Origin of the sequence: Microvirga makkahensis, from assembly GCF_009830105.1 — a bacterium.
Lineage (GTDB): Bacteria > Pseudomonadota > Alphaproteobacteria > Rhizobiales > Beijerinckiaceae > Microvirga > Microvirga makkahensis.
In genome coordinates this window covers 344,279-363,583 of sequence record NZ_WURB01000002.1, presented here as the reverse complement: position 1 = coordinate 363,583, position 19,305 = coordinate 344,279, and the positions used below count along the sequence as shown (strand labels likewise).

The window sequence follows — 19,305 nt, the reverse complement described above, 5'->3', positions numbered from 1 at the left end:
TCTCATGCTTTCGTTCGTTCTTTCACGGCTGCTGCGCGCCTTCATAACCGTGCTTCTGGTCATGACCTTCGCCTTCTGCGTGCTGCGCCTCTCCGGTGATCCGGCCCAGATTCTGCTCGGGCCCGACGCTCCACAGGAGGCGATCGATGCCTTTCGCGAGCGTTGGGGGCTGAACGACCCTATCCTGGTCCAATACTGGGCGTATCTTAGATCGCTCCTGTCCCTCGACTTCGGCATGTCGATGCGGGACAAGTCGCCGGCGCTGCAACTGGTCCTGGAGCGCATTCCCACGACGCTTCAGCTCACGGTCCCGGCCCTGATCCTGAAGATCGGCATCGGCATTCCGGCGGGAGTCTATGCCGCGCTGCACCGGGAGAGCGTCGCCGATCGGGGGGTGATCATGCTGGCCGTGCTTGGCTTCACCATGCCGTCCTTCGTGATCGGTTTGCTGCTCGTCCTGATCTTTTCGGTCACGCTCGGCTGGCTGCCGTCCGGCGGTCAGGACGGCTGGATCCATGGAATCCTTCCGACCCTGACGATGAGCATCGGCGGAGTCGGCATTCTGGCGCGGTTCTCCCGCTCGGCCATGATCGAGGTCCTGGGCCAGCCCTATATCCGCGCCGCTTCCGCCAAAGGCGTCAGCTGGCGCGATGTCGTGTGGAAGCACGCCCTTCCCAACGCCTCGGTGCCGATCGTCACCATCGTCGGCTTCATGATAGGGTCTCTGATCGCCGGGGCGGTGGTCGTCGAGACGATCTTCGCCTGGCCCGGCATCGGACGGCTGCTGGTCGTATCGGTCGCCAACCGTGACCTTGCCGTCGTGCAATGCCTGCTTCTCGTGATCGCGGGCACGATGGTCCTGGCCAATCTCGCAGTTGATATCCTGTATGGCTGGCTCGACCCCCGCCTGAGCCGCAAGTCGGGCGTGCATTGAGGAGCCATGATCATGACCGACTTCATCGCGACCGCTCCAATGAATACGGCGCGTCCGGGGCTGCTGAAGCGCATCCGGACCAAGGTGCCTTTTCTCGTCATTTTGAGCCTTCTGTGGCTCTCGCTGATGATCCTCGTCGCGCTCCTGACCGACTGGGTGCGGCCTTACCCGGTCACCAAAATGGACCTCTCCGCCCGCCTGGCCGTTCCGGGAACGCCCGGACATTGGTTGGGAACGGACGAGCTTGGGCGCGATGTTCTGTCCCGGCTGATGCAATCCATCCGGGTTTCGCTCGTCATTGCCTTTGGAGCGACGGCACTGTCGGCGGTGTTCGGCACGACCCTGGGCTTCTTGGCCGCCCGCTTCCGCGGGATCGTGGAGCATCTCGTTCTGACGCTGGCAGACTTTCAGGCTGCCCTGCCGTTCATGATTCTTGCCCTTTCGGTGCTGGCCTTCTTCGGATCGTCCTTGACGCTCCTTGTCTTCCTGATGGGCTTCTATGGCTGGGAACGCTACGCCCGTATCGCACGCGGTCTCGCCATATCGGCAGGCGCTCAGGGATATGCCGCAGCCGTCGTGCAGTTGGGCGCCACGCCCGCGCGGATCTATCTCAAGCACATCCTGCCGAACGTGGCCTCGACGCTGATCGTCTCGATGACCCTGACATTCCCGGAAATCATCCTGATGGAAAGTGGCCTGTCGTTCCTGGGCCTCGGCGTGCAGCCGCCGGAGACCTCGCTGGGCAACATGGTCGGTTTCGGCCGCGAGTATCTCACGCGCGCCCCCTGGATCATGCTGGCGCCGGCACTGGTCGTCATGCTGACGACGCTGTCGATTTCGCTGGCGGGAGACTGGCTGCGCGACAGGCTCGACCCGACGGTGCGCTGAGCTCTCGTCGGCCACTCCCGTAGCCTCGAAAGGAAGGACAGAACGATGACGGTAATCATCGGCCATCGTGGCGCACGCAATCTCTGGGCAGAGAACTCGCTCACGGGGTTCCGCAACGTTCTGGAGCTTGGCGTGAAGGCGGTCGAGCTGGACCTGCATCTCAGCGATTCGGGTGAGCTTCTGGTCATTCATGATGCTACTCTGGACCGGACGACCGATCGAAGAGGTCCGGTCAGAGCCCTGAGCGCCGATGAGCGCAGGACGGTGCGGCTCAAGGGGCCCGAGGGTCTGGTGGACGATCGAATTCCCGTTCTCGAAGAGGTGCTCGGCGTCCTCGCTCCCCATCAAGACGTGCTGGTGCATGTCGAGATCAAGCACGATGGGAACGGACGGCCTTATCCCGGTCTCGTCGAAAGGGCTGCGGACATGCTCCGCCGCTATGAGGTTGCCGATCGTGCCTGGTTGACCTGCTTCGACATGACGGTTCTGGAGGCGTGCCGTCGGTACGCTCCCGAGATCAGGCGGCTCTTATCGGTCAATGCCGATTGGGCCCAGAGGACAGGAGGGATGGAGGCCTTCCTGACGAAGGCGAAACCGCTGGTCGACATCATCGCGGTTCATCATGAGCTGATGGACGTTGAATGGAGCCGTATCGTCGCTGCCCATCCGAGGGAAAGGCTGTGCGTCTGGACCGTCAACGACGAGGAGCGGTTGCGGCACTGGCTCGGCACAGAGATCGGTTATGTGACCTCGGACAGCCCTGACCTGGCCCTCGGATTGCAGGCGGCCTAGAGCATCTGGCGGTACCGGATGGAGGGCCGCCGGCCGTATGCGGAGCGCAAGTCCATTGTATGTCATGCTCGTGTCTTGCGGGCTTCATCCCGCCGTCACGCATCTTTCCTACGTCGGTACGGCGAAGGCCGAAAGCCGAGAATACCGGGAGGGCATGGCAGCTGAGGCGGCTTTGTCTGGATCGTCCCGGCCGGCGCCGCCGCCCTTCGCTCCGAAGGAGTTCTTCTCGATGACACAGCATGTTCTCGGCACCGGTATCTCGGCCAAGTCCGGCAAGCCCGACCTCAGCGAGTTCGCCCGAAACCTCGATCGGGCTCTGGCTTTCGGTGTGGACACGATCGAGCTGCCGATCTTCGACCTCGATCTCATCGTCGGCGGCCGCATTCGCAGGGATCAGCTTGAGTCACTCAAGGCGATCTGCGCCGGGCGCGAGGTGATTTATACCGTTCATGGGCCTTTGGCAGTCAACTTCTTCGATGCGCCGTTCCGCAACCGGCGCCATTTCGAGGTCCTGCAGGCCTCGCTGGAGATTTCCGCAGAGTTGGGTGCCGTGCACTACGTCATGCATTCCGGCCTGATCGGGGTGACGCAGAACGACGGGATCGAAGAGGCTTACGCCCGGCAACGGGAATGGCTGGCGCGTGCCGGCGACGTCGCGAAACAGCACGACATAATATTGTGCGTGGAGAACCTCTTCGGCGGCTATGAGGGCAAGGTCCATACCGCGAGCCCCTCACGGCTCGCCCGCGAGCTCGAGGCGATCGGGCATGGCCATGTCGTGGCGACGCTGGATTTCAGCCATGCCTATCTGAATCTCTCCTTTACCGGAGGCGATCTCGTGTCGGAATGCGCGGCGCTCGCACCCTTCGCCAAGCATCTGCACGTACACGATTCCTTCGGCCGCCAAGACGACATCTGGATGTTCACGCAGGGTGAGCGGCTCGCCTACGGCCATGGCGATCTTCATCTGCCGGTCGGGTGGGGCGATATTCCCTGGGATGCGCTGATGTCGTCCTGCGTCTTCCCGCAGGGTGTCGTGTTCAACATCGAGCTGCAGGATCGATACTGGCACGTCGGTCAGGCCTGCGTCGATACAACCAAGACTCTGGCCGCGAAGGCCCGGACGGCCATGGACGCCGCAGCCTGAGCTGTTCCGCCTCCCGGTCCCACGATCAAGAACGCCGCGGCAGATCCCACCTTCACGTTCAGACGCACCGGGCCGCTCAGACGCAGTTCACCCACAGGACGAGCGCCCTGCTGCTATCGGACGGATTGCCGAAGCGATGCGGCCTGCGGCTGGCGAAGCGGAAGCTGTCGCCTTTGCCGAGTGTCATTGTGGCGGAATCGACGGTCAGCACCATCTCGCCTTCGAGAACGACGCCGGCCTCTTCGCCGTCGTGAGTATAAAGCTCGTCGCCGGTGCTGGCCCCCGGCTCCAGGAAGATCAGGAACAGGTTGAGACGGCCGTCCGACCCTTTGGGGCTCAACAGTTGCTTCGAAATGCCGGATCGCCACAGATTGAGCTCTGCGCGCTCGTGCTCCCGCCTGACGATCTGTTCGGGACTGCTCTCCAGGGGAGCCGCATCGAACAGCGCGGCGATGCTCACTTCGAACACGTCGGCCAGGGTCGCGAGAACCCGCAATGACGGGGAGGACAAACCGCGCTCGATCTGGCTGATGAAGCCGACCGAGAGGCTTGCGCGCGCTGCGACGGTCTCAAGCGAAAGGCCGCGTAAGCGGCGGAGGTCGCGAAGCCGGCGCCCAACCGCCTGATCGACGAGTCTCTCGGATGGTGGATTGCTGGTGTTCTGGCTGCTCACGCGGAAATTGCCTTGATCCGTACCCTCTTTTTCACTTATGTGAAAATCGCTTGCATTACTTCAGGAAATATGCAGAAATTTTTTCATAAATGTGAAATTATGTCAAACACGATCATCATAACGGGGTAAGGGACCCCTTCGTGTCGTGGCAATCGAGGGAGACCACCATGTTCAAATCCGTCCTGCAAGCGGCCTGTCTTTCGCTTGCTCTCGCCGCAGGGGCGCCTGCCTTCGCCCAACAGGTCGTCAAGGTCGGCTCGACGCCGACTAGCGTACCCTTCACCTTCCTCGACACCAAGACGAACACCATTCAGGGCGTCATGGTCGATATCATCACGGAAATTGGCAAGGATGCCGGCTTCCAGGTGCAGGTCGAGCCGATGCAGTTCTCGTCCCTGATCGCCGCTCTGACATCCAAGAAGATCGACGTGATCTCGGCGGCGATGTTCATCACGCCGGCGCGCAAGGAGGTAATCAGCTTCTCCGAGCCGGTCTACACTTACGGCGAGGGGCTGATTGTCCCGAAATCCGATACGAAGGACTATGCGGGCTTCGACGATCTGAAGGGCGAGGCGGTCGGGGCTCAGGTCGGAACCGCCTTCGTCGAGCCGCTGAAGAAAGCCGGCCTGTTCTCCGAGGTGAAGATCTACGATACGATCCCCGACATCATGCGGGATGTGAATGCCGGCCGCCTCAAGGCGGGGTTCGCCGATTACCCGGTGGTTGCCTACAGCCTGAAGCAGGGCCAGTTCCCGCAGGCGCGTCTCGTCGAAAGCTACAAATCCACCATGCTCGGCTCCGTGGGCATCGGCACCCGCAAGGACGATCAGGAACTCCTTGCAAAGATCAACGCATCGCTCGCCAAGCTGAAGGCGAACGGCACGATCGACAAGATCCTCGCGAAGTGGGGCCTCAAGGCTTCCTAAGTCTTGGCTTTCCAAGTCTTGCAACATCCGGTGGCGCGGTTCACGCGCCGCCGCTCCCTCTTCTTCTGACCTCCCCGGATACCCGCGCTCATGCAAGCCTTTCTGCGCGATGCCACCGAGTTTCTGCCTATTCTCCTTGAGGGCGTAAGGCTGACGATCCTCGTCACCATCGGCTCGCTCATCCTGTCCACGCTCCTGGGCCTTGTATGGGCCATAATGCGCGTCTCGAGCATCAAGCTCATTTCCCGGACGAGCGCGGGCATCATCAACGTGATCCGCGGCATCCCGATTATCGTCCAGCTGTTCTACATCTACTTCGTGATGCCGGATCTGGGCGTCTCGCTGACGGCACTTCAGGCCGCGATTATCGGCTTGGGCATCGCCTACTCGGCGTACCAGGCGGAAAACTTCCGCGCGGGCATCGAAGCTATCGACAAGGGACAGATCGAGGCGGCCCAGTCCATCGGCATGGGCTGGTGGATGACCATGCGCCGGGTCGTGCTGCCGCAGGCCGTGCGGCTCGTCCTGCCGCCCTATGGAAACACCATGATCATGATGCTGAAGGATTCGTCCCAGGCATCCACCATCACCGTGGCTGAACTCGCCCTCCAGGGCAAGCTGATCGCCTCCTCCACCTTCAAGAACACGAGCGTCTTCACGCTCGTAGCGCTCCTTTATCTCGTCATGAGCATTCCCCTCATCCTCTTTGTTCGTCACTTCGAGAAGAAAGCAGGCCGCCCATGATCGAGCTGAGGGACATCCGCAAAAGCTACGGCAGCGTCGAGGTCCTGAAAGGGATCACGGCCTCCGTCGAGAAGGGCGAGGTCGTCTGCATCATCGGCCCATCCGGATCGGGCAAATCGACCATCCTGCGCTGCATCAACGGACTCGAGAGCTACAACAGCGGCGAGATCCTCGTCGAAGGGCAGCGTGTCGACCGTAACGCGCCGTCCATCGTCTCCATCCGCACGCAGGTGTCGATGGTGTTTCAGCGCTTCAATCTATTCCCGCACCGCACCGTGCTCGAGAACGTCATCGAGGGTCCGGTATTCGTGAAGAAGGAGCCGCGCAAAGAGGCCATCGAGCGGGCTCGCATGCTGCTGGCGCAGGTCGGCTTAGCCGAGAAGGCCGACGCCCATCCGCCGCAGCTCTCCGGCGGACAGCAGCAGCGGGTCGCCATCGCCCGCGCGCTCGCCATGCAGCCCAAGGCCATTCTCTTCGACGAGCCGACATCCGCCCTCGATCCGGAGCTGGTGGGCGAGGTTCTCGGCGTCATGCGCAAGCTCGCGGACGACGGCATGACGATGGTGGTCGTCACCCACGAGATGGGCTTCGCGAAGGAAGTCGCCGACCGGGTGCTGTTCATCGACGGCGGCGTCATCGTCGAGCAGGGGGCTGCGAAGGACGTCCTCAATGATCCCAAGCATGCGCGCACTCAGGATTTCCTGAGACGCGTCCTGCACCCGCTCTAGGGATGATTCACCGAGGTGGAGTCAATCCTTTCGCCGATAAGTGCCCTAGACCTGCGAGAAGCCCCATGGCCAACCCATTTCCTCTCGAGCCATCCCTTTGGGCGGCAACAGCCGCCGCACCGCCGCAGACCACGCGGTTGGAGGCCTCGCTCTCGACCGAGATCGTCGTGATCGGCGGCGGCTATGCGGGCCTGTCGACGGCACTTCATCTGGCCGAGCGCGGATTTAAGCCGGTCGTGCTCGAAGCGCAGGAGGTCGGCTTCGGAGGCTCGGGCCGCAATGGAGGCCAAGTCATTCCCGGCCTGAAATACGATCCCGACGAACTGATCGCCAAGTTCGGCCGCGAGCGGGGCGAGCGGCTCATCGCGTTCGGTGGCGGCACGGCCGATGCGGTGTTCGGCCTGATCGACAAATACGCCATGGACGTGCCCCATATCCGCAACGGCTGGATCCAGGGCGCGCATACGCAGGAGGGCATGGACCAGGCCCGGCGCCGGGCAGAGCAGTGGGGCCGGCGCGGCGCGCCGGTTCGCATTCTCGATCAGTCGGAGACTGGGCGCCTCCTCGGCTCCGAGCGCTATGTCGGCGGCTGGATCGACGGGCGGGGTGGGGGCATTCAGCCGCTGAGCTACGCCCGGGGTCTCGCGCGGGCCGCACAGAAGGCCGGCGCGATCATTCATACGCGAACCCCTGCGACCGGCCTTGCGCAGGAGAGGGGGCGCTGGACGGTGAAAACCGCGTCAGGAGCGACTGTCACCGCAGACCGCGTGGTTCTCTGCACCAATGGATACACCAGCGGGCTCTGGCCGAGGCTGCACGAAACCATCATTCCGGCGAACTCCTTCCAGATCGCGACCAGGCCGCTCTCGGACAACCTGCGGCGCACGATTCTGCCCGAGGGCCATGTCAGCTCCGACACCCGCAAATTGCTGCTCTACTTCCGTCTCGACCACAACGGGCGCCTGCTCATGGGCGGCCGGGGACCGTTCCGTGAGCCGAAGGGGCCGGAGGATTGGGCGCATCTCGAACGGATCGTCGGCAAGATGTTTCCGCAGGTCAAAGACGTTCCCATCGAGTACCGCTGGTGCGGCCGCGTGGCGATCACGCGGGATTTCATGCCCCATCTTCACGAGCCCGCGCCGGGCCTTCTGATCGACATCGGCTGCCAGGGGCGCGGGGTCGGCATGCAGACCGCCATGGGCCGGGCGATGGCGGAATACGTCGCCACAGGCGACGAGGGCGCGCTTCCGGTCCCCCTCTCGCCGATACGGCCGCTGCCGTTCCATGCGCTTCACAAGCTCTACGTCTCGGCCATCATTGCCTGGTACCGCCTCAACGACGGCGGACTCTAGCGCATCGTGCGGCCCTTCGGGTCCGCATGAACGATGCGCTGTCTCCTAGAGGGAGCACAGATGCGCTTCCCCGCCCTTTTACCCTTCAAGGCCGCTCATTCGAGGATCAGCATCGCGATGGAACACGACCAGAGGCCGTTATGCCTGCATCTGCGCGCAGGCATCGTTGCGGACGCGGCGACGCCGCTGCGCATTCCGGATCTCGACGGCGATCCACTGGCCGATGGGCGCACCTATTACCTGTCCGACGAAACCCTGGGCTATCGCGCAGGCATCAGCCGGTCGGGCCCGCGCGATGAAGACGTCGTCCTCGCGTACACGGAATTCACGGTTGTCGACACCGGGGAACTGTCGCTGCTTCAAAGCGACGGGACATGCGTCACCCTGAGGGCGGGAGACTGCGCCGTTCTTCCCTCCGGCGTCGCAATCCGCTGGAAGCAGCCGGGTCCCGTCAGCCGCACCTTCATGATTTTTCCCGGCCTGCGAGGTGAACCGGCGTCCGCGGTCGTCAAGATCGATCCGCAATCGGATCTCGCCGCCTCCCATGGACCTGCCCGCGAGTTGCTCGTCACCAGCCCGCCGCCTGCGGCGCACAGCCGGGTCTGGTTCGAGGCTTCCTCGGGCGATCTCCAGGTCGGCGTCTGGGAATGCACGCCCTATTCCCGCAAGGCCCTGACACCGGCCCATTGCGAACTGATGCACATCTTGTCCGGCGCCGTCACGTTCATCCAACCGTCCGGACGTTCCTGGACCGTCGATGCAGGCGATACCATCATCGTCCCTGCGGGCGCCGAGAATACATGGTCGAGCGAGGTGACGGTCCGCAAGGTGTTCTGCACCATCGGCTGAGATCTGCTCTGCCGGTCGGGCCGGCGCCTGGATCGATGGGACAACAACCGAGGACATCAAACCGGGACGAGGTCATGATGACACACAGCAAGCCACTCTGGTGGGAAACCGCGCCGCTCGCTCCCGTCGAGCATCGAGCGATCGCGCCGGCCAGCGATGTCGTCATCGTGGGAGCGGGCTACACGGGACTCAGCGCAGCGATCTCCCTCGCACGGGCCGGACGTTCGGTGCAGGTCTTCGACAAGGAGCGGCCCGGAGAAGGCGCCTCCACGCGTAATGGCGGCATCACGAGCGGCAATCTTCGCCTCGGCCGTGCGGACATGGTCCGGCGCTTCGGACAGGCGAGAGCCGCCGCGATCGAGGCCGAGGCCAAGGTCGCCCGCGAGGATCTGTACCGCTTCATCGCCGAAGAGGGGATCGATTGCGATTTCACGCTGGTCGGGCGTTTCACGGGGGCGGCGTCCCCGGGCGATTACGAAGGGCTCGCCCGGGGCGCCGAGGATCTTCGCCGGACGCTCGGAATCGAGGCCTATGCCGTGCCGAGAAGCGAACAGCGCACTGTTCTCGGCACCGATTTCTATCACGGCGGATATGTCCGGATGGATATCGGCGGTCTGCACCCGGCCAAGCTGCATGCCGGCATGCAGCGGCTGGCCCGGGATGCGGGCGCCGTGATCCACGGCGAGACCCCCGTTCTCGGCATCACCCCGCAGGGCGACGGCTACGAGGTCACGACCTTGCGAGGCAGGGTGCGCGCGCGGGACGTCATCGTGGGGACGAACGGCTACACGGACGCGTCCGACCGGTGGCTCCGACGCCGGCTGGTTCCCGTGCGCAGCCGGATCATCGCAACCGCTCCTCTCCCGCCGGACCTGATGGCCGGGCTGATGCCGCGAGGCATGATGTGCAGCGACACGCGCCAGCTCAGCTATTACTATCGCCCGTCCCCGGACGGCCGACGGATCCTGTTCGGCGGACGGGACGGCACCATTGCCGGGGAGCCGGACTGGCCGACCGAAGCCCTCCGCCGCACGCTCGTCGACCTGTTCCCGGAGCTTGCCGGGACCGAGATCACGCATAGCTGGTACGGCCATGTAGCCATGAATCGCGACATGGTGCCCAGGATCTTCTCCCGCCGCGGCATCCGGTATGCGGCCGGCTATTGCGGGTCGGGCGTCGTGTGGGCGCGATGGGCCGGACAGAAGGCCGCCATGCAGGTGCTCGGCCTCGACGAGGGCGGCTCCGCCCTCGACTTCAGGCCGCCCGCGGCCGTTCCGCTGTTCAACGGAAAGGCGTGGTTCATGCCTGCGGTGTTCGCCTGGCTGACCCTTCAGGATCGGCTGGCGGCGCGGACACGGCGCAAGACCTGACGGTGGAACGGCATCGATTCATCGGGCATTTCCTCCGGGGGAAGTTTGGCTGGACTGCCGGACCTCGACGTCGCCGGGCCCTTGGCCCGGCTTTTTCTTGCCTCGACTCAGGGCGTGCTGGTGCCGCAAGCATTGCGGCTGCGAGTTTATCATGGGGCTGCCTGGACGGAGCAAGGTTGCCTTAAGCGCATGGACCTGCTTGGGCTCGAAAGCCCCTGAGCCCCTGAGCCCCTGAGCCCCTGAGCCCCTGAGCCCCTGAGCCCCTGAGCCCCTGATCTCGAATGACTTCGCAGCCAGGAAAATCCCGGCGGCGTCTTCCGACGCCTCTTGACACCCCGGTTTCTATGATAACTATTCGTATAAATAGAACAAATAAATGACCAGAGGTATCCATGCTCAATCGTCGTGATCTGCTGAAACTGTCCTCTCTGACCGCAGGCTCGCTGCTCCTGCCCGCAGGCCTTCGCCCGGCCTTTGCCGCCGGCGAGGCCATCACCATCGGTGCACCGCTGCCGATGTCCGGCCCCTTCGCCGCCAACGGCAAGTTCGGCTCCATGGGCACCGCGATGATCGTCGAGGAAGTCGGCAAAATCCTCGACCGCAAGCTCGGCTATCTGGAGATCGACACGGAAGGGAAGCCCGCCACCGCCGTGCGCAAGGTGCAGGAAGCGATGGAGCGCGGTGTGACGATGTTCTCCGGCGGCATCCTGTCCTCCGAAGCCCTCGCGATGGGCAAGGAGGTCGCGAAGGGCAACGGTGTCTTCATCACCACGGCCGGCGCCGACGAGATCACCGGCTCCGAGTGCAACAGGGCGACGTTCCGGTGGAGCGTGCCGACCTTCGGCGCCATCGAGCAGACGGTGCGTCCGCTCATCGAGCAGCTTCCCAACGCGAAGCGGTGGTACACGATCACGCCTCAATACGTCTTTGGCGACGGCCTGCTCAACGCCGCGAAGGCGATCTTCAAGGAGAAGGGAATCGAGCACGTGGGCAACAGCTACCACTCGCTCACCGAGAAGGAGTTCAGTGGCTACCTGACAAATGCCATGGCGGCCAAGCCCGATGCGCTCCTCATCCTCAATTTCGGCTCGCAATCCTCCGACACGCTTCGTCAGGCCGTCAGCTTCGGCATGAAGCAGCGCATGACGATCCTGCTCGCCTGGGCCTCGGGCCTCGAACAGTTCGAGACCCTCGGGCCCGATCTGATGGAAGGCGTCTATTTCGGGGCGCAGTACTGGCATGGCATCGACTCGCCGTTCAATCGCGAGCTGGTCGCCAAGGTGCAGGCCAAACACAAGATGAACCCGAACTACGCCTTCGCGAGCGCCTATCTGACGACGAAGCTCCTGATCGACGCGGCCGCGAAGGCGGGAAGCACGGATGGACCGGCTGTCGTCAAGGCCATGGAGGGCATGAAATATGCGGGCCTCACCGGCGAGGAGGAGATCCGCGCCGCAGACCATCAGGTCATCAAGAACTACTACCTTCTCAAGGGCAAGGCCAAGAGCGCTATGAAGGACAAGGACGACTACGCCGACATCATCAGCTTCGGCAAGTCCTTCCAGTCCCCGGAGGAAGCCCTCTGCAAGATGGCCTGAACGTTACGGGGGCGGCCGCGCACCGTCCCCTCCTTTCCAATAGCGATCGGTTCCAACGTCGGGTGGCCGCGTGATCTATCTTTTTCAGCTGGTGAACGGCATCGGCCTGGGAATGCTCTACTTCCTGCTCGCGGTAGGACTGAGCATCATCTTCGGGCTGCTTCATTTCGTGAATTTCGCCCACGGCGCATTTTACCTCCTGGGCGCCTATCTCGTCTATGACATGACCGAGCGGGGCGTGAACTTCTGGGCGGGGCTTCTCCTGGCGCCAGTCGTCGTTGCGGGGCTTGCCGCCCTGACGGAAGCCGTTCTCCTGCGGCGCATCTATCATCTGCCTCACACGTTCCACATCCTCGTAACCGTCGGGCTTGCCCTGATGGTGCAGGAACTGGTCATCATCCTGTGGGGACCGGTGGGCGGAAACGTCTCGCCTCCGGACGTGCTCGGCGGCGTCTTCATGCTGGGCGACTTCATCTATCCGCAGTACCGCCTCTTCGTCATCGGCCTGACCCTCGTTCTCGCCATCGGACTCTGGTGGCTCCTGGAGGGCACGCGACTCGGCGCGGTGGTGCGCGCGGGCTCGGAATCGACCGACATGGTCTCGCTGCTCGGCATCGACATCGTGCGGGTGAACACGGCCGTCTTCGCTCTCGGCGCGGGCCTCGCGGGCCTCGCCGGAGCCCTCGCGGCACCGATTCGCGGCGTCGAGCCCTTCATGGGCGTAGAGGCCCTCGGCATTGCCTTCGTCGTTGTCGTCATCGGCGGCATGGGCAGCTACACGGGCGCGCTCATCGCCGGCCTCCTGGTGGGGATCGTGCAGAGCGTCATGGCGACCCTCTGGCCCGAGGGGGCTCGCCTGATGATCTATCTCGGCATGGGTCTCGTCATCCTGACGATGCCCCGCGGCCTGCTCGGCCGGGCATGAGGAAGCCGTCATGAACCGCGCTTCCCTCCATTTCGTCCTCGCCGCGCTCGTCGCCATCGCGCTCCCGCTCTTCATGAGATCGGGCACGCTCGCGTCCGAGGTGCTGATCTTCGCCATGGCCGCGGCCGCCTGCAATCTGCTTCTGGGCTATACGGGCCTTCTGTCCTTCGGCCAGGGAATCTTCTTCGGTCTCGGGAGCTATGCGGCCGGACTGACATTGCTGCACACCTCGCTCCCGCTCGGCGCGGCGCTCGCGCTCGCGACCATCGCGGGCGCCGTCGCCGCCACGGGCGTCGGCTGGCTCTCGATCCGCAGGCAGGGCGTCTACTTCGTCATGCTGACGCTGGCCTTCTCGCAGTTCTTCTACTTCCTCGCCTATACATTCAAGGACGTGACGGGCGGCGACAATGGTCTGCTCAACATTCCCCGGCCCGCCATCGGACCGTTCGCTCTAGGGGAGTCCTGGGCCTATTACGCCTTCGTCGCGGTGCTCTTCCTGTTGGTCTTCGCGGCCCTGCAGCGGGTCGCGAGCTCCACCTTCGGGCGGACTCTGCTCGCCATCCGCGACAACGAGGAGCGCGCACGCGCCATCGGCTTTCCCGTCAGGCTCTTCAAGATCACGGCCTTCGCCGTTTCCGGCGCGGTGACGGGGCTCGCTGGGGCGCTCCATGCCCTCCTCATCGGCGTCGCGCCGCTGTCGAGCATCGAATACCACATGAGCGAAAGCATCCTGATCATGACGATCATCGGCGGCAGCGGAAACCTGTTCGCCTCCGTGCTGGGCGCCGGGTTCTATGTGATCGTATCGGATCTGCTCTCGTCGATCTGGCCGCGCTGGCTTCTCCTTCTCGGCGGGCTTCTCGTGGTGGTGGCGCTCTTCATGCAGAAGGGCCTCTGGGGGCTCCTCGAACGGCTGGTCGAGGCTCTCCAGAACGGCCGCAAGTCTCCCGTCGAGGCTCCCGTCCGGCCGGAATCCGAGGGGAGGAGCATATGAGCACCCAGGTTCCGATCCTTGCAGCCGACAACCTCGGCGTCCGCTACGGCAGCTTCGTGGCCCTCTCGGACGTCACGCTGTCCATCCGGCCCAACACCATCCATTCCGTGATCGGCCCGAACGGCGCCGGAAAAACCACCCTGTTCCATGCCCTCACCGGCCGGGTGCGCGCATCGAGCGGGCGGATCTCCCTTAACGGGCGGGACATCACCCATGTCTCCGACGACAAGAGGGTGCCTCTTGGCATCGCGCGCTCCTTCCAGGTGACGAGCCTCTTCCAGAACCTGAGCGTCCGCGAGAACCTGCGCCTCGCGGCTCAGGGGCGCACGCCCCTGCAGGCGCTCGCACCCTGGCGCGGTGTCGATCCGCGCGGCGGTGCGCTCGCCGTCGCCGACGAGGTGATGGAGCGCCTGGAGCTGGCTCATGTGTCGGAGAGGGCCGCGGGCGAGCTCTCGCACGGGCAGCAGAGACGGCTCGAAGTCGGCATGGCGGTCGCGGCGAAGCCGCGGCTGATCCTGCTCGACGAGCCGACATCGGGAATGGGGATCGACGACGTGGAGGCGATGAAAGCCCTGATCCGTGATTTGGGCCGCGATCACACGGTGCTCTTCATCGAGCACAACATGGGCATCGTCATGAACATCAGCGATACCGTGACGGTCATGCGCGCAGGGCGCGTGCTGGTGGAGGGGCCGCCCGCCCTGGTGCGCGACGACCCTGAAGTGCGGCGTGCCTATCTCGGCAACATGATCACGGGTGACATTGCATGACCGCCGCATTGCTCGAAATCGAAAACGTGCACGGCTATTACGGCAAGAGCCATATCCTTCAGGGCGTGACACTTGAGGTGCGGGCAGGGGAGGTGGTGACGCTGCTCGGACGGAACGGCGCGGGCAAGACCTCGACCCTGAAGAGCATCAGCGGCCTGCTCTCGCCGAGCGCCGGGCGCGTGCGCTTCGCGGGGACGGACGTCACGGGATGGCGCCCTCACCGGATCGCGCAGCGCGGCCTCGCCCTCGTGCCCGAACATCGCGGCATCTTCGGATTGCTCAGCGTGGAGGAAAATCTGCGCATCGCGGAGCGGAAGGGCTCGCCCTGGTCGCTCAAGGACGTGTACCGGATCTTTCCGCGTCTCGAGGAGCGCCGCCGCAACGGAGGCGGCCAGCTCTCCGGCGGCGAGCAGCAGATGCTGGCCATCGCCCGCGCCCTTCTCAACGCGCCGAAGCTCCTGATGCTGGACGAACCCGTCGAAGGGTTGGCTCCTGTCATCGTCGACGAGATCGTCGACCAGATCAGGAAGATCCGAGCGACCGGAATCCCGATCCTGCTTGTGGAGCAGAACCTCGCCGTCTGTACGGAGCTCGCCGATCGCCACTACATCCTGGAGCTCGGCCGTGTCGTCTATCACGGCACGCATGACGAGTTCGCGGCCGATGAGGCGACGAAGGACCGCTATCTCGGCGTGAAGGCTCACTGACCCGACGTTCCCTGGTAAAGAACCAATGATTCCAAATCTCCAAATCGATGCCCGGCGTCTCTGGGACAGCCTGATGGATACCGCCCGGATCGGCGGAACGCCGAAGGGCGGCATCTCGCGGCTGACCCTGACGGAGGCCGACAGGCAGGTGCGCGACTGGCTTAAAACAGAATGCGAGAGGCTCGGCTGCACCGTGACGGTCGACGAGGTCGGCAACATGTTCGCCGTTCGACCCGGCAGGCGCTCAGATCTGCCACCCATCGCGATCGGAAGCCATCTCGACACGCAGCCCACGGGCGGAAAGTTCGACGGGGTGCTCGGCGTGCTCGGTGGCCTGGAGATCCTCAGGACCCTTCAGGATTCCGGCTACGAGACGAACGCGCCGCTCATGCTGGTGAACTGGACCAACGAGGAGGGATCGCGCTTTGCGCCCGCCATGCTCGGGTCCGGCGTCTATGCGGGCGTGTTCGACCGCGCCTATGCGGACAGCCGGGAGGATCGTCAGGGCGTCACGTTCGGCGAGGCCGTCGAGGCGATCGGATATCGGGGGGAAGCCAAGGCCGGGTCGGTCCAGTTCGGCGCGATGTTCGAGCTGCATATCGAACAGGGGCCGATCCTCGAGCAGGAGGAGATGTCCATCGGAATCGTCGAAGGCGTGCAGGGCATGCGCTGGTACGAAATTTCCGTCACGGGCCGGGAGGCGCATACGGGCTCCACGCCCATGCCCATGCGGCGCGACGCCCTGGTGGGCGCGGCCCGGCTCATCGACCGGGTGGAGGCCATCGCGCTGGAGCACGCTCCCTCCGCCGTGGGTTCCGTCGGCTTGATCGAAGCTCAGCCCAACTCGCGCAACGTCGTGCCGGGCCGTGTGTTCTTCACGGTGGATTTCCGCCATCCCGACGATGCCGCCCTCGATGTCATGGAGCAGAAGCTCCAGGCAGCCGTCGAGGAGACGGCCCGCAAGACGAACCTCGCGGTGGAGCTCAAGACGGTGTGGGAGTCGCCGGCCGTCAGGTTCGATGCCGATTGCCTTGCATCCGTGCGCAGGAGCGCGGAGGCGGCGGGATATCCGGCGCGCCCCATGATCTCGGGCGCAGGCCACGATGCGGCCTACGTCGCCCGCGTCGCGCCGACGGCCATGATCTTCGTGCCCTGCGCGGGTGGACTGAGCCACAATGAGGAGGAAAGCACCTCCTTCGAGGAATGCGCGGCCGGGGCGCAGGTGCTCCTCGGTGCCGTTCTCGACTACGACGGGCGCGGGACGGAAAGCCCGCGCTGACATGCGTCAGGCGAACGGCTCACGCTTCATCAGGATGCATGGAACCCATCGGCGCTGGGCAGCGCCTTCAGAAGGATAGACCCGCATGCGCTTCGTTGTCGCCCGCATGAATCATGAAACCAATACCTTCTCGCCGGTGCCGACGCCGCTGGCGTCGTTCGATCCGCGCTGGGGAGCGGATGCCCTGCGGGCCGGCAAGGGCTCCCGCACGGCGATGGGCGCCTTCCTCGACTTCGCGGAGGAGCGCGGGGCGGAGGTGACGACGCCGGTCTTCGCGACCGCCAATCCAAGCGGCCCCGTGGCGGACGACGCCTTCGAGGCCATGGCGGCGGCCATCGTCGAGGCCGTTGGGAAGGGGTGCGACGCCGTTCTTCTCGATCTTCACGGGGCAATGGTGACGGAGAGCCTGGACGACGGCGAAGGAGAGCTCCTCGCCCGCATCCGTGCCGTCGCGCCGGACGTGCCGGTCGGCGTAGCCCTCGACCTTCACGGCAACATCACCGCGCGCATGGTCGCGAATGCCGACGTGCTGATCGGCTTCAAGACCTATCCCCATGTGGACATGTTCGAGACCGGGGCCCACGCGGCAAGGCTCGTCGGGCGTATGCTATCCGGAGGGCTGGCGCCGAAGCGGGCCTGGTGCCACCCACCGCAACTCGCCCATACCCTGAGGATGAATACCGGCGTTCCCGGGGCCATGCAGGATGCGATCGCGGCTGCGAGAAATGCGGAGGAACGGCCCGGCGTGCTGGCCGTCAGCGTCTTCGGCGGCTTTCCCATTGCCGACATCCCGGAGGCCGGCGTATCGGTGGTCACGGTCGCAGAGACGGCCGATCTCGCGGCGGAGATCGCGCGTGAGATCGGCGGGCTCCTGTGGGAGCGCCGTGCCGAGTTCGTTTACCACGAGGAGCCGCTTCACCATTCGATCGCCGCGGCGCGCGCCGCGGCCGAACGAGCGGGTGAGGGTCCCGTGCTTCTGCTCGATCACGGCGACAACTGCATGTCCGGCGGCACCTGCGATACCATGGACGTACTCGGCGAGGCGCTCGCGCAGGGGCTTGATGACATCGTTGCGGGCCCGATCTGCGACCCCGAGGCCGTGGCGGCGATGACGGCGGCGGGCGTCGGAGCCCGGATCGAGCTTGGGATCGGCAATCGCGTGGCGATGCCCCGCATCGGCGTCTCCAAGCGTCCGCTGGAGCTCGGCGGGATGGTGCGCGCCCTGGGCGACGGCGAGTACACGATCAGCGGTCCGACCTACACGGGAATGCGCTGCTTCATGGGGCGGGCCGCCGTTCTGGATACCGGCCGGGCGCGGGTGCTCGTCACCGAGCTGCCTCACGAGCCCTGGGATCTGGCGGTGTTCATGAGCGTCGGCCTCGACCCCCGTGCGTGCCGCTACCTGATCCTGAAGTCCCGCATGTATTGCCGCCCCGTTTTCGAGCCCATCGCGAGAGCCGTCGTCGAGTGCGCGAGCCGCGGCGTGACGAGTTCGAATTATGAGTTATTTCGTTTCGAGAAGCTCGCTCGTCCGGTATATCCTCTCCAGCAAGACGGATCGTGGAGACCTGAGGCTGTGAGGCTATGACAAACGAGAAGGAAGGCGTTCCGGTCCGCGGGCGCGGGCGGATGCAGCGCACGAAGCTCTCGGACCAGATCGCCGAGGACCTGAGGCGCTGGATCGCGCGGGAAGGCCTGAAGCCAGGGGACCGGCTGCCCAACGAGAAAACATTGATGCAGCATTACGGCTGCGCGAAGGGCACTCTTCGCGAAGCGCTGAAGGCCCTTGAGGTGCAGGGCCTCGTAAAAATGCAGACCGGCCCGAACGGTGGCGCCGAGATCCAGCCCGTTTCAACCGACGCGGCCATGCAGCAGCTGCGCAGTTATCTCCATTTCCAGGTGCTGGATTTCGAGCAGATCTACGTCCTCCGGCGCAGTCTTGAGGTCTCCCTAGCGGATAGCGTCGTCGGTCGCCTGACGGAGGATCAGCTTAAACGGTTGGAGGTCAATATTGAGCAATGCGTCGAGGCGCGCGACAGCGGCGACCGTGTCTCGGGCCGACGGCTCGAGATAGAGTTCCACGACATCCTCTGCGAAAGCTGCGACAATCCCCTGCTCGCCTTCATCTGCCGCTTCCTGAATGGCCTTCTGCGCGATCTCGTCGAGTTCCGCAGCGACCGCTACGACGAGCACGAAGCCTTCGGTCAGCACAACGTGGCAAGCCACCGCGACCTCCTGGCCGCCTTCCGCGCCAAGGACCGCCGCGCCGTCAGCCGCATCATGCGCGAGCACATGTGCTGCGCGGAGAGCTTCATGCAGCGCCTCGACGCCTCCTTCCGCTCCGATCTGCTGAGCACGGGCTGAGACCGGCTGCTTGGGGCAGAGCCATGCGGTGACGCCTCTCCATCGCACTCGTTCAACGTAACCGATCCCGAGACGCTTTACCAAAAACGGTCGTGGTCGTGCAGATCACCTTGGAGCGGCAGACGGGCGACAATCCTAGGCGCGTAGAGAGGGTGCCTGTCAGTGCCCGGCCGTCTGGGAGTTCTGTCTCATGATCGGAACATCCGACCCTTCACCGCGTGGCTATCCCCCACGCCGCGCGCCGCGAGTACATTCACACGCACGT

Annotated in this window: 19 protein-coding genes; 18 read left to right on the top strand and 1 reads right to left on the bottom strand. The window is 64.6% G+C overall.

What is annotated here, in order from left to right:
* The first annotated feature begins 4 nt into the window (after nt 1-4).
* The 4 genes from GR328_RS04605 (at nt 5) to GR328_RS04590 (ending at nt 3,761) form a co-directional block, all read left to right on the top strand.
* Nucleotides 5-934: an ABC transporter permease gene (locus tag GR328_RS04605; protein WP_160883339.1), complete on the top strand. Its 930-nt coding sequence runs from the start codon at nt 5-7 to the stop codon at nt 932-934.
* 12 nt (nt 935-946) lie between these two features.
* The gene (locus GR328_RS04600) at nt 947-1,822 is read left to right on the top strand and encodes an ABC transporter permease (protein ID WP_160883338.1); all 876 of its coding nucleotides are present in this window, start codon (nt 947-949) and stop codon (nt 1,820-1,822) included.
* Between the two features lie 45 nt (nt 1,823-1,867).
* Complete coding sequence (locus tag GR328_RS04595; protein ID WP_160883337.1) at nt 1,868-2,614, top strand: glycerophosphodiester phosphodiesterase family protein; 747 nt, start codon at nt 1,868-1,870, stop codon at nt 2,612-2,614.
* A 229-nt stretch (nt 2,615-2,843) separates the two neighbouring features.
* Nucleotides 2,844-3,761, top strand: coding sequence for a sugar phosphate isomerase/epimerase family protein (locus GR328_RS04590; protein ID WP_160883336.1), 918 nt, complete (start codon nt 2,844-2,846; stop codon nt 3,759-3,761).
* Nucleotides 3,762-3,837: 76 nt separating this feature from the next.
* Here GR328_RS04590 and GR328_RS04585 read toward each other — a convergent pair whose 3' ends face one another.
* Nucleotides 3,838-4,434 carry a cupin domain-containing protein gene (locus GR328_RS04585; RefSeq protein WP_160883335.1) on the bottom strand — a complete coding sequence of 199 codons (597 nt, stop codon included), beginning with the start codon at nt 4,432-4,434 and terminating at the stop codon, nt 3,838-3,840.
* A 167-nt stretch (nt 4,435-4,601) separates the two neighbouring features.
* On the opposite strand from GR328_RS04585, the gene GR328_RS04580 reads away from it, so the two are divergent.
* The 14 genes from GR328_RS04580 (at nt 4,602) to GR328_RS04515 (ending at nt 19,040) form a co-directional block, all read left to right on the top strand.
* Nucleotides 4,602-5,360: an ABC transporter substrate-binding protein gene (locus GR328_RS04580; RefSeq protein ID WP_160883334.1), complete on the top strand. Its 759-nt coding sequence runs from the start codon at nt 4,602-4,604 to the stop codon at nt 5,358-5,360.
* A 90-nt stretch (nt 5,361-5,450) separates the two neighbouring features.
* Nucleotides 5,451-6,104 carry an amino acid ABC transporter permease gene (locus GR328_RS04575; protein ID WP_160883333.1) on the top strand — a complete coding sequence of 218 codons (654 nt, stop codon included), beginning with the start codon at nt 5,451-5,453 and terminating at the stop codon, nt 6,102-6,104.
* Nucleotides 6,101-6,832 carry an amino acid ABC transporter ATP-binding protein gene (locus GR328_RS04570; RefSeq protein WP_160883332.1) on the top strand — a complete coding sequence of 244 codons (732 nt, stop codon included), beginning with the start codon at nt 6,101-6,103 and terminating at the stop codon, nt 6,830-6,832. Before GR328_RS04575 ends, GR328_RS04570 begins: the two co-directional genes overlap by 4 nt.
* A gap of 65 nt (nt 6,833-6,897) precedes the next feature.
* Entirely contained in the window at nt 6,898-8,184 is a 1,287-nt protein-coding gene (locus tag GR328_RS04565) for an NAD(P)/FAD-dependent oxidoreductase (protein WP_160883331.1), read from the top strand.
* Between the two features lie 117 nt (nt 8,185-8,301).
* A complete protein-coding gene (locus GR328_RS04560; protein ID WP_160883330.1) occupies nt 8,302-9,033 on the top strand; it encodes a cupin domain-containing protein in 732 nt (243 codons plus the stop codon).
* Between the two features lie 77 nt (nt 9,034-9,110).
* A complete protein-coding gene (locus tag GR328_RS04555; RefSeq protein WP_246215676.1) occupies nt 9,111-10,403 on the top strand; it encodes an NAD(P)/FAD-dependent oxidoreductase in 1,293 nt (430 codons plus the stop codon).
* A gap of 392 nt (nt 10,404-10,795) precedes the next feature.
* Nucleotides 10,796-12,001, top strand: coding sequence for an ABC transporter substrate-binding protein (locus tag GR328_RS04550; protein WP_160883328.1), 1,206 nt, complete (start codon nt 10,796-10,798; stop codon nt 11,999-12,001).
* 70 nt (nt 12,002-12,071) lie between these two features.
* Nucleotides 12,072-12,926: an ABC transporter permease subunit gene (locus GR328_RS04545; protein WP_160883327.1), complete on the top strand. Its 855-nt coding sequence runs from the start codon at nt 12,072-12,074 to the stop codon at nt 12,924-12,926.
* A gap of 10 nt (nt 12,927-12,936) precedes the next feature.
* The gene (locus tag GR328_RS04540) at nt 12,937-13,920 is read left to right on the top strand and encodes a branched-chain amino acid ABC transporter permease (protein ID WP_160883326.1); all 984 of its coding nucleotides are present in this window, start codon (nt 12,937-12,939) and stop codon (nt 13,918-13,920) included.
* Nucleotides 13,917-14,690 (top strand): ABC transporter ATP-binding protein, encoded by a 774-nt coding sequence (locus GR328_RS04535; protein ID WP_160883325.1) that lies wholly within the window; start codon nt 13,917-13,919, stop codon nt 14,688-14,690. Before GR328_RS04540 ends, GR328_RS04535 begins: the two co-directional genes overlap by 4 nt.
* Nucleotides 14,687-15,397 carry an ABC transporter ATP-binding protein gene (locus GR328_RS04530; protein WP_160883324.1) on the top strand — a complete coding sequence of 237 codons (711 nt, stop codon included), beginning with the start codon at nt 14,687-14,689 and terminating at the stop codon, nt 15,395-15,397. The genes GR328_RS04535 and GR328_RS04530 overlap by 4 nt, the downstream gene beginning before the upstream one ends.
* Nucleotides 15,398-15,422: 25 nt before the next feature.
* A complete protein-coding gene (locus GR328_RS04525) occupies nt 15,423-16,676 on the top strand; it encodes a M20 family metallo-hydrolase (RefSeq protein WP_160883323.1) in 1,254 nt (417 codons plus the stop codon).
* Between the two features lie 85 nt (nt 16,677-16,761).
* A complete protein-coding gene (locus GR328_RS04520; protein WP_160883322.1) occupies nt 16,762-18,264 on the top strand; it encodes a M81 family metallopeptidase in 1,503 nt (500 codons plus the stop codon).
* On the top strand, nt 18,261-19,040 hold the full coding sequence (locus GR328_RS04515) for a FadR/GntR family transcriptional regulator (RefSeq protein ID WP_160883321.1): 780 nt from the start codon (nt 18,261-18,263) through the stop codon (nt 19,038-19,040). The genes GR328_RS04520 and GR328_RS04515 overlap by 4 nt, the downstream gene beginning before the upstream one ends.
* The last annotated feature ends 265 nt before the right edge of the window (nt 19,041-19,305 follow it).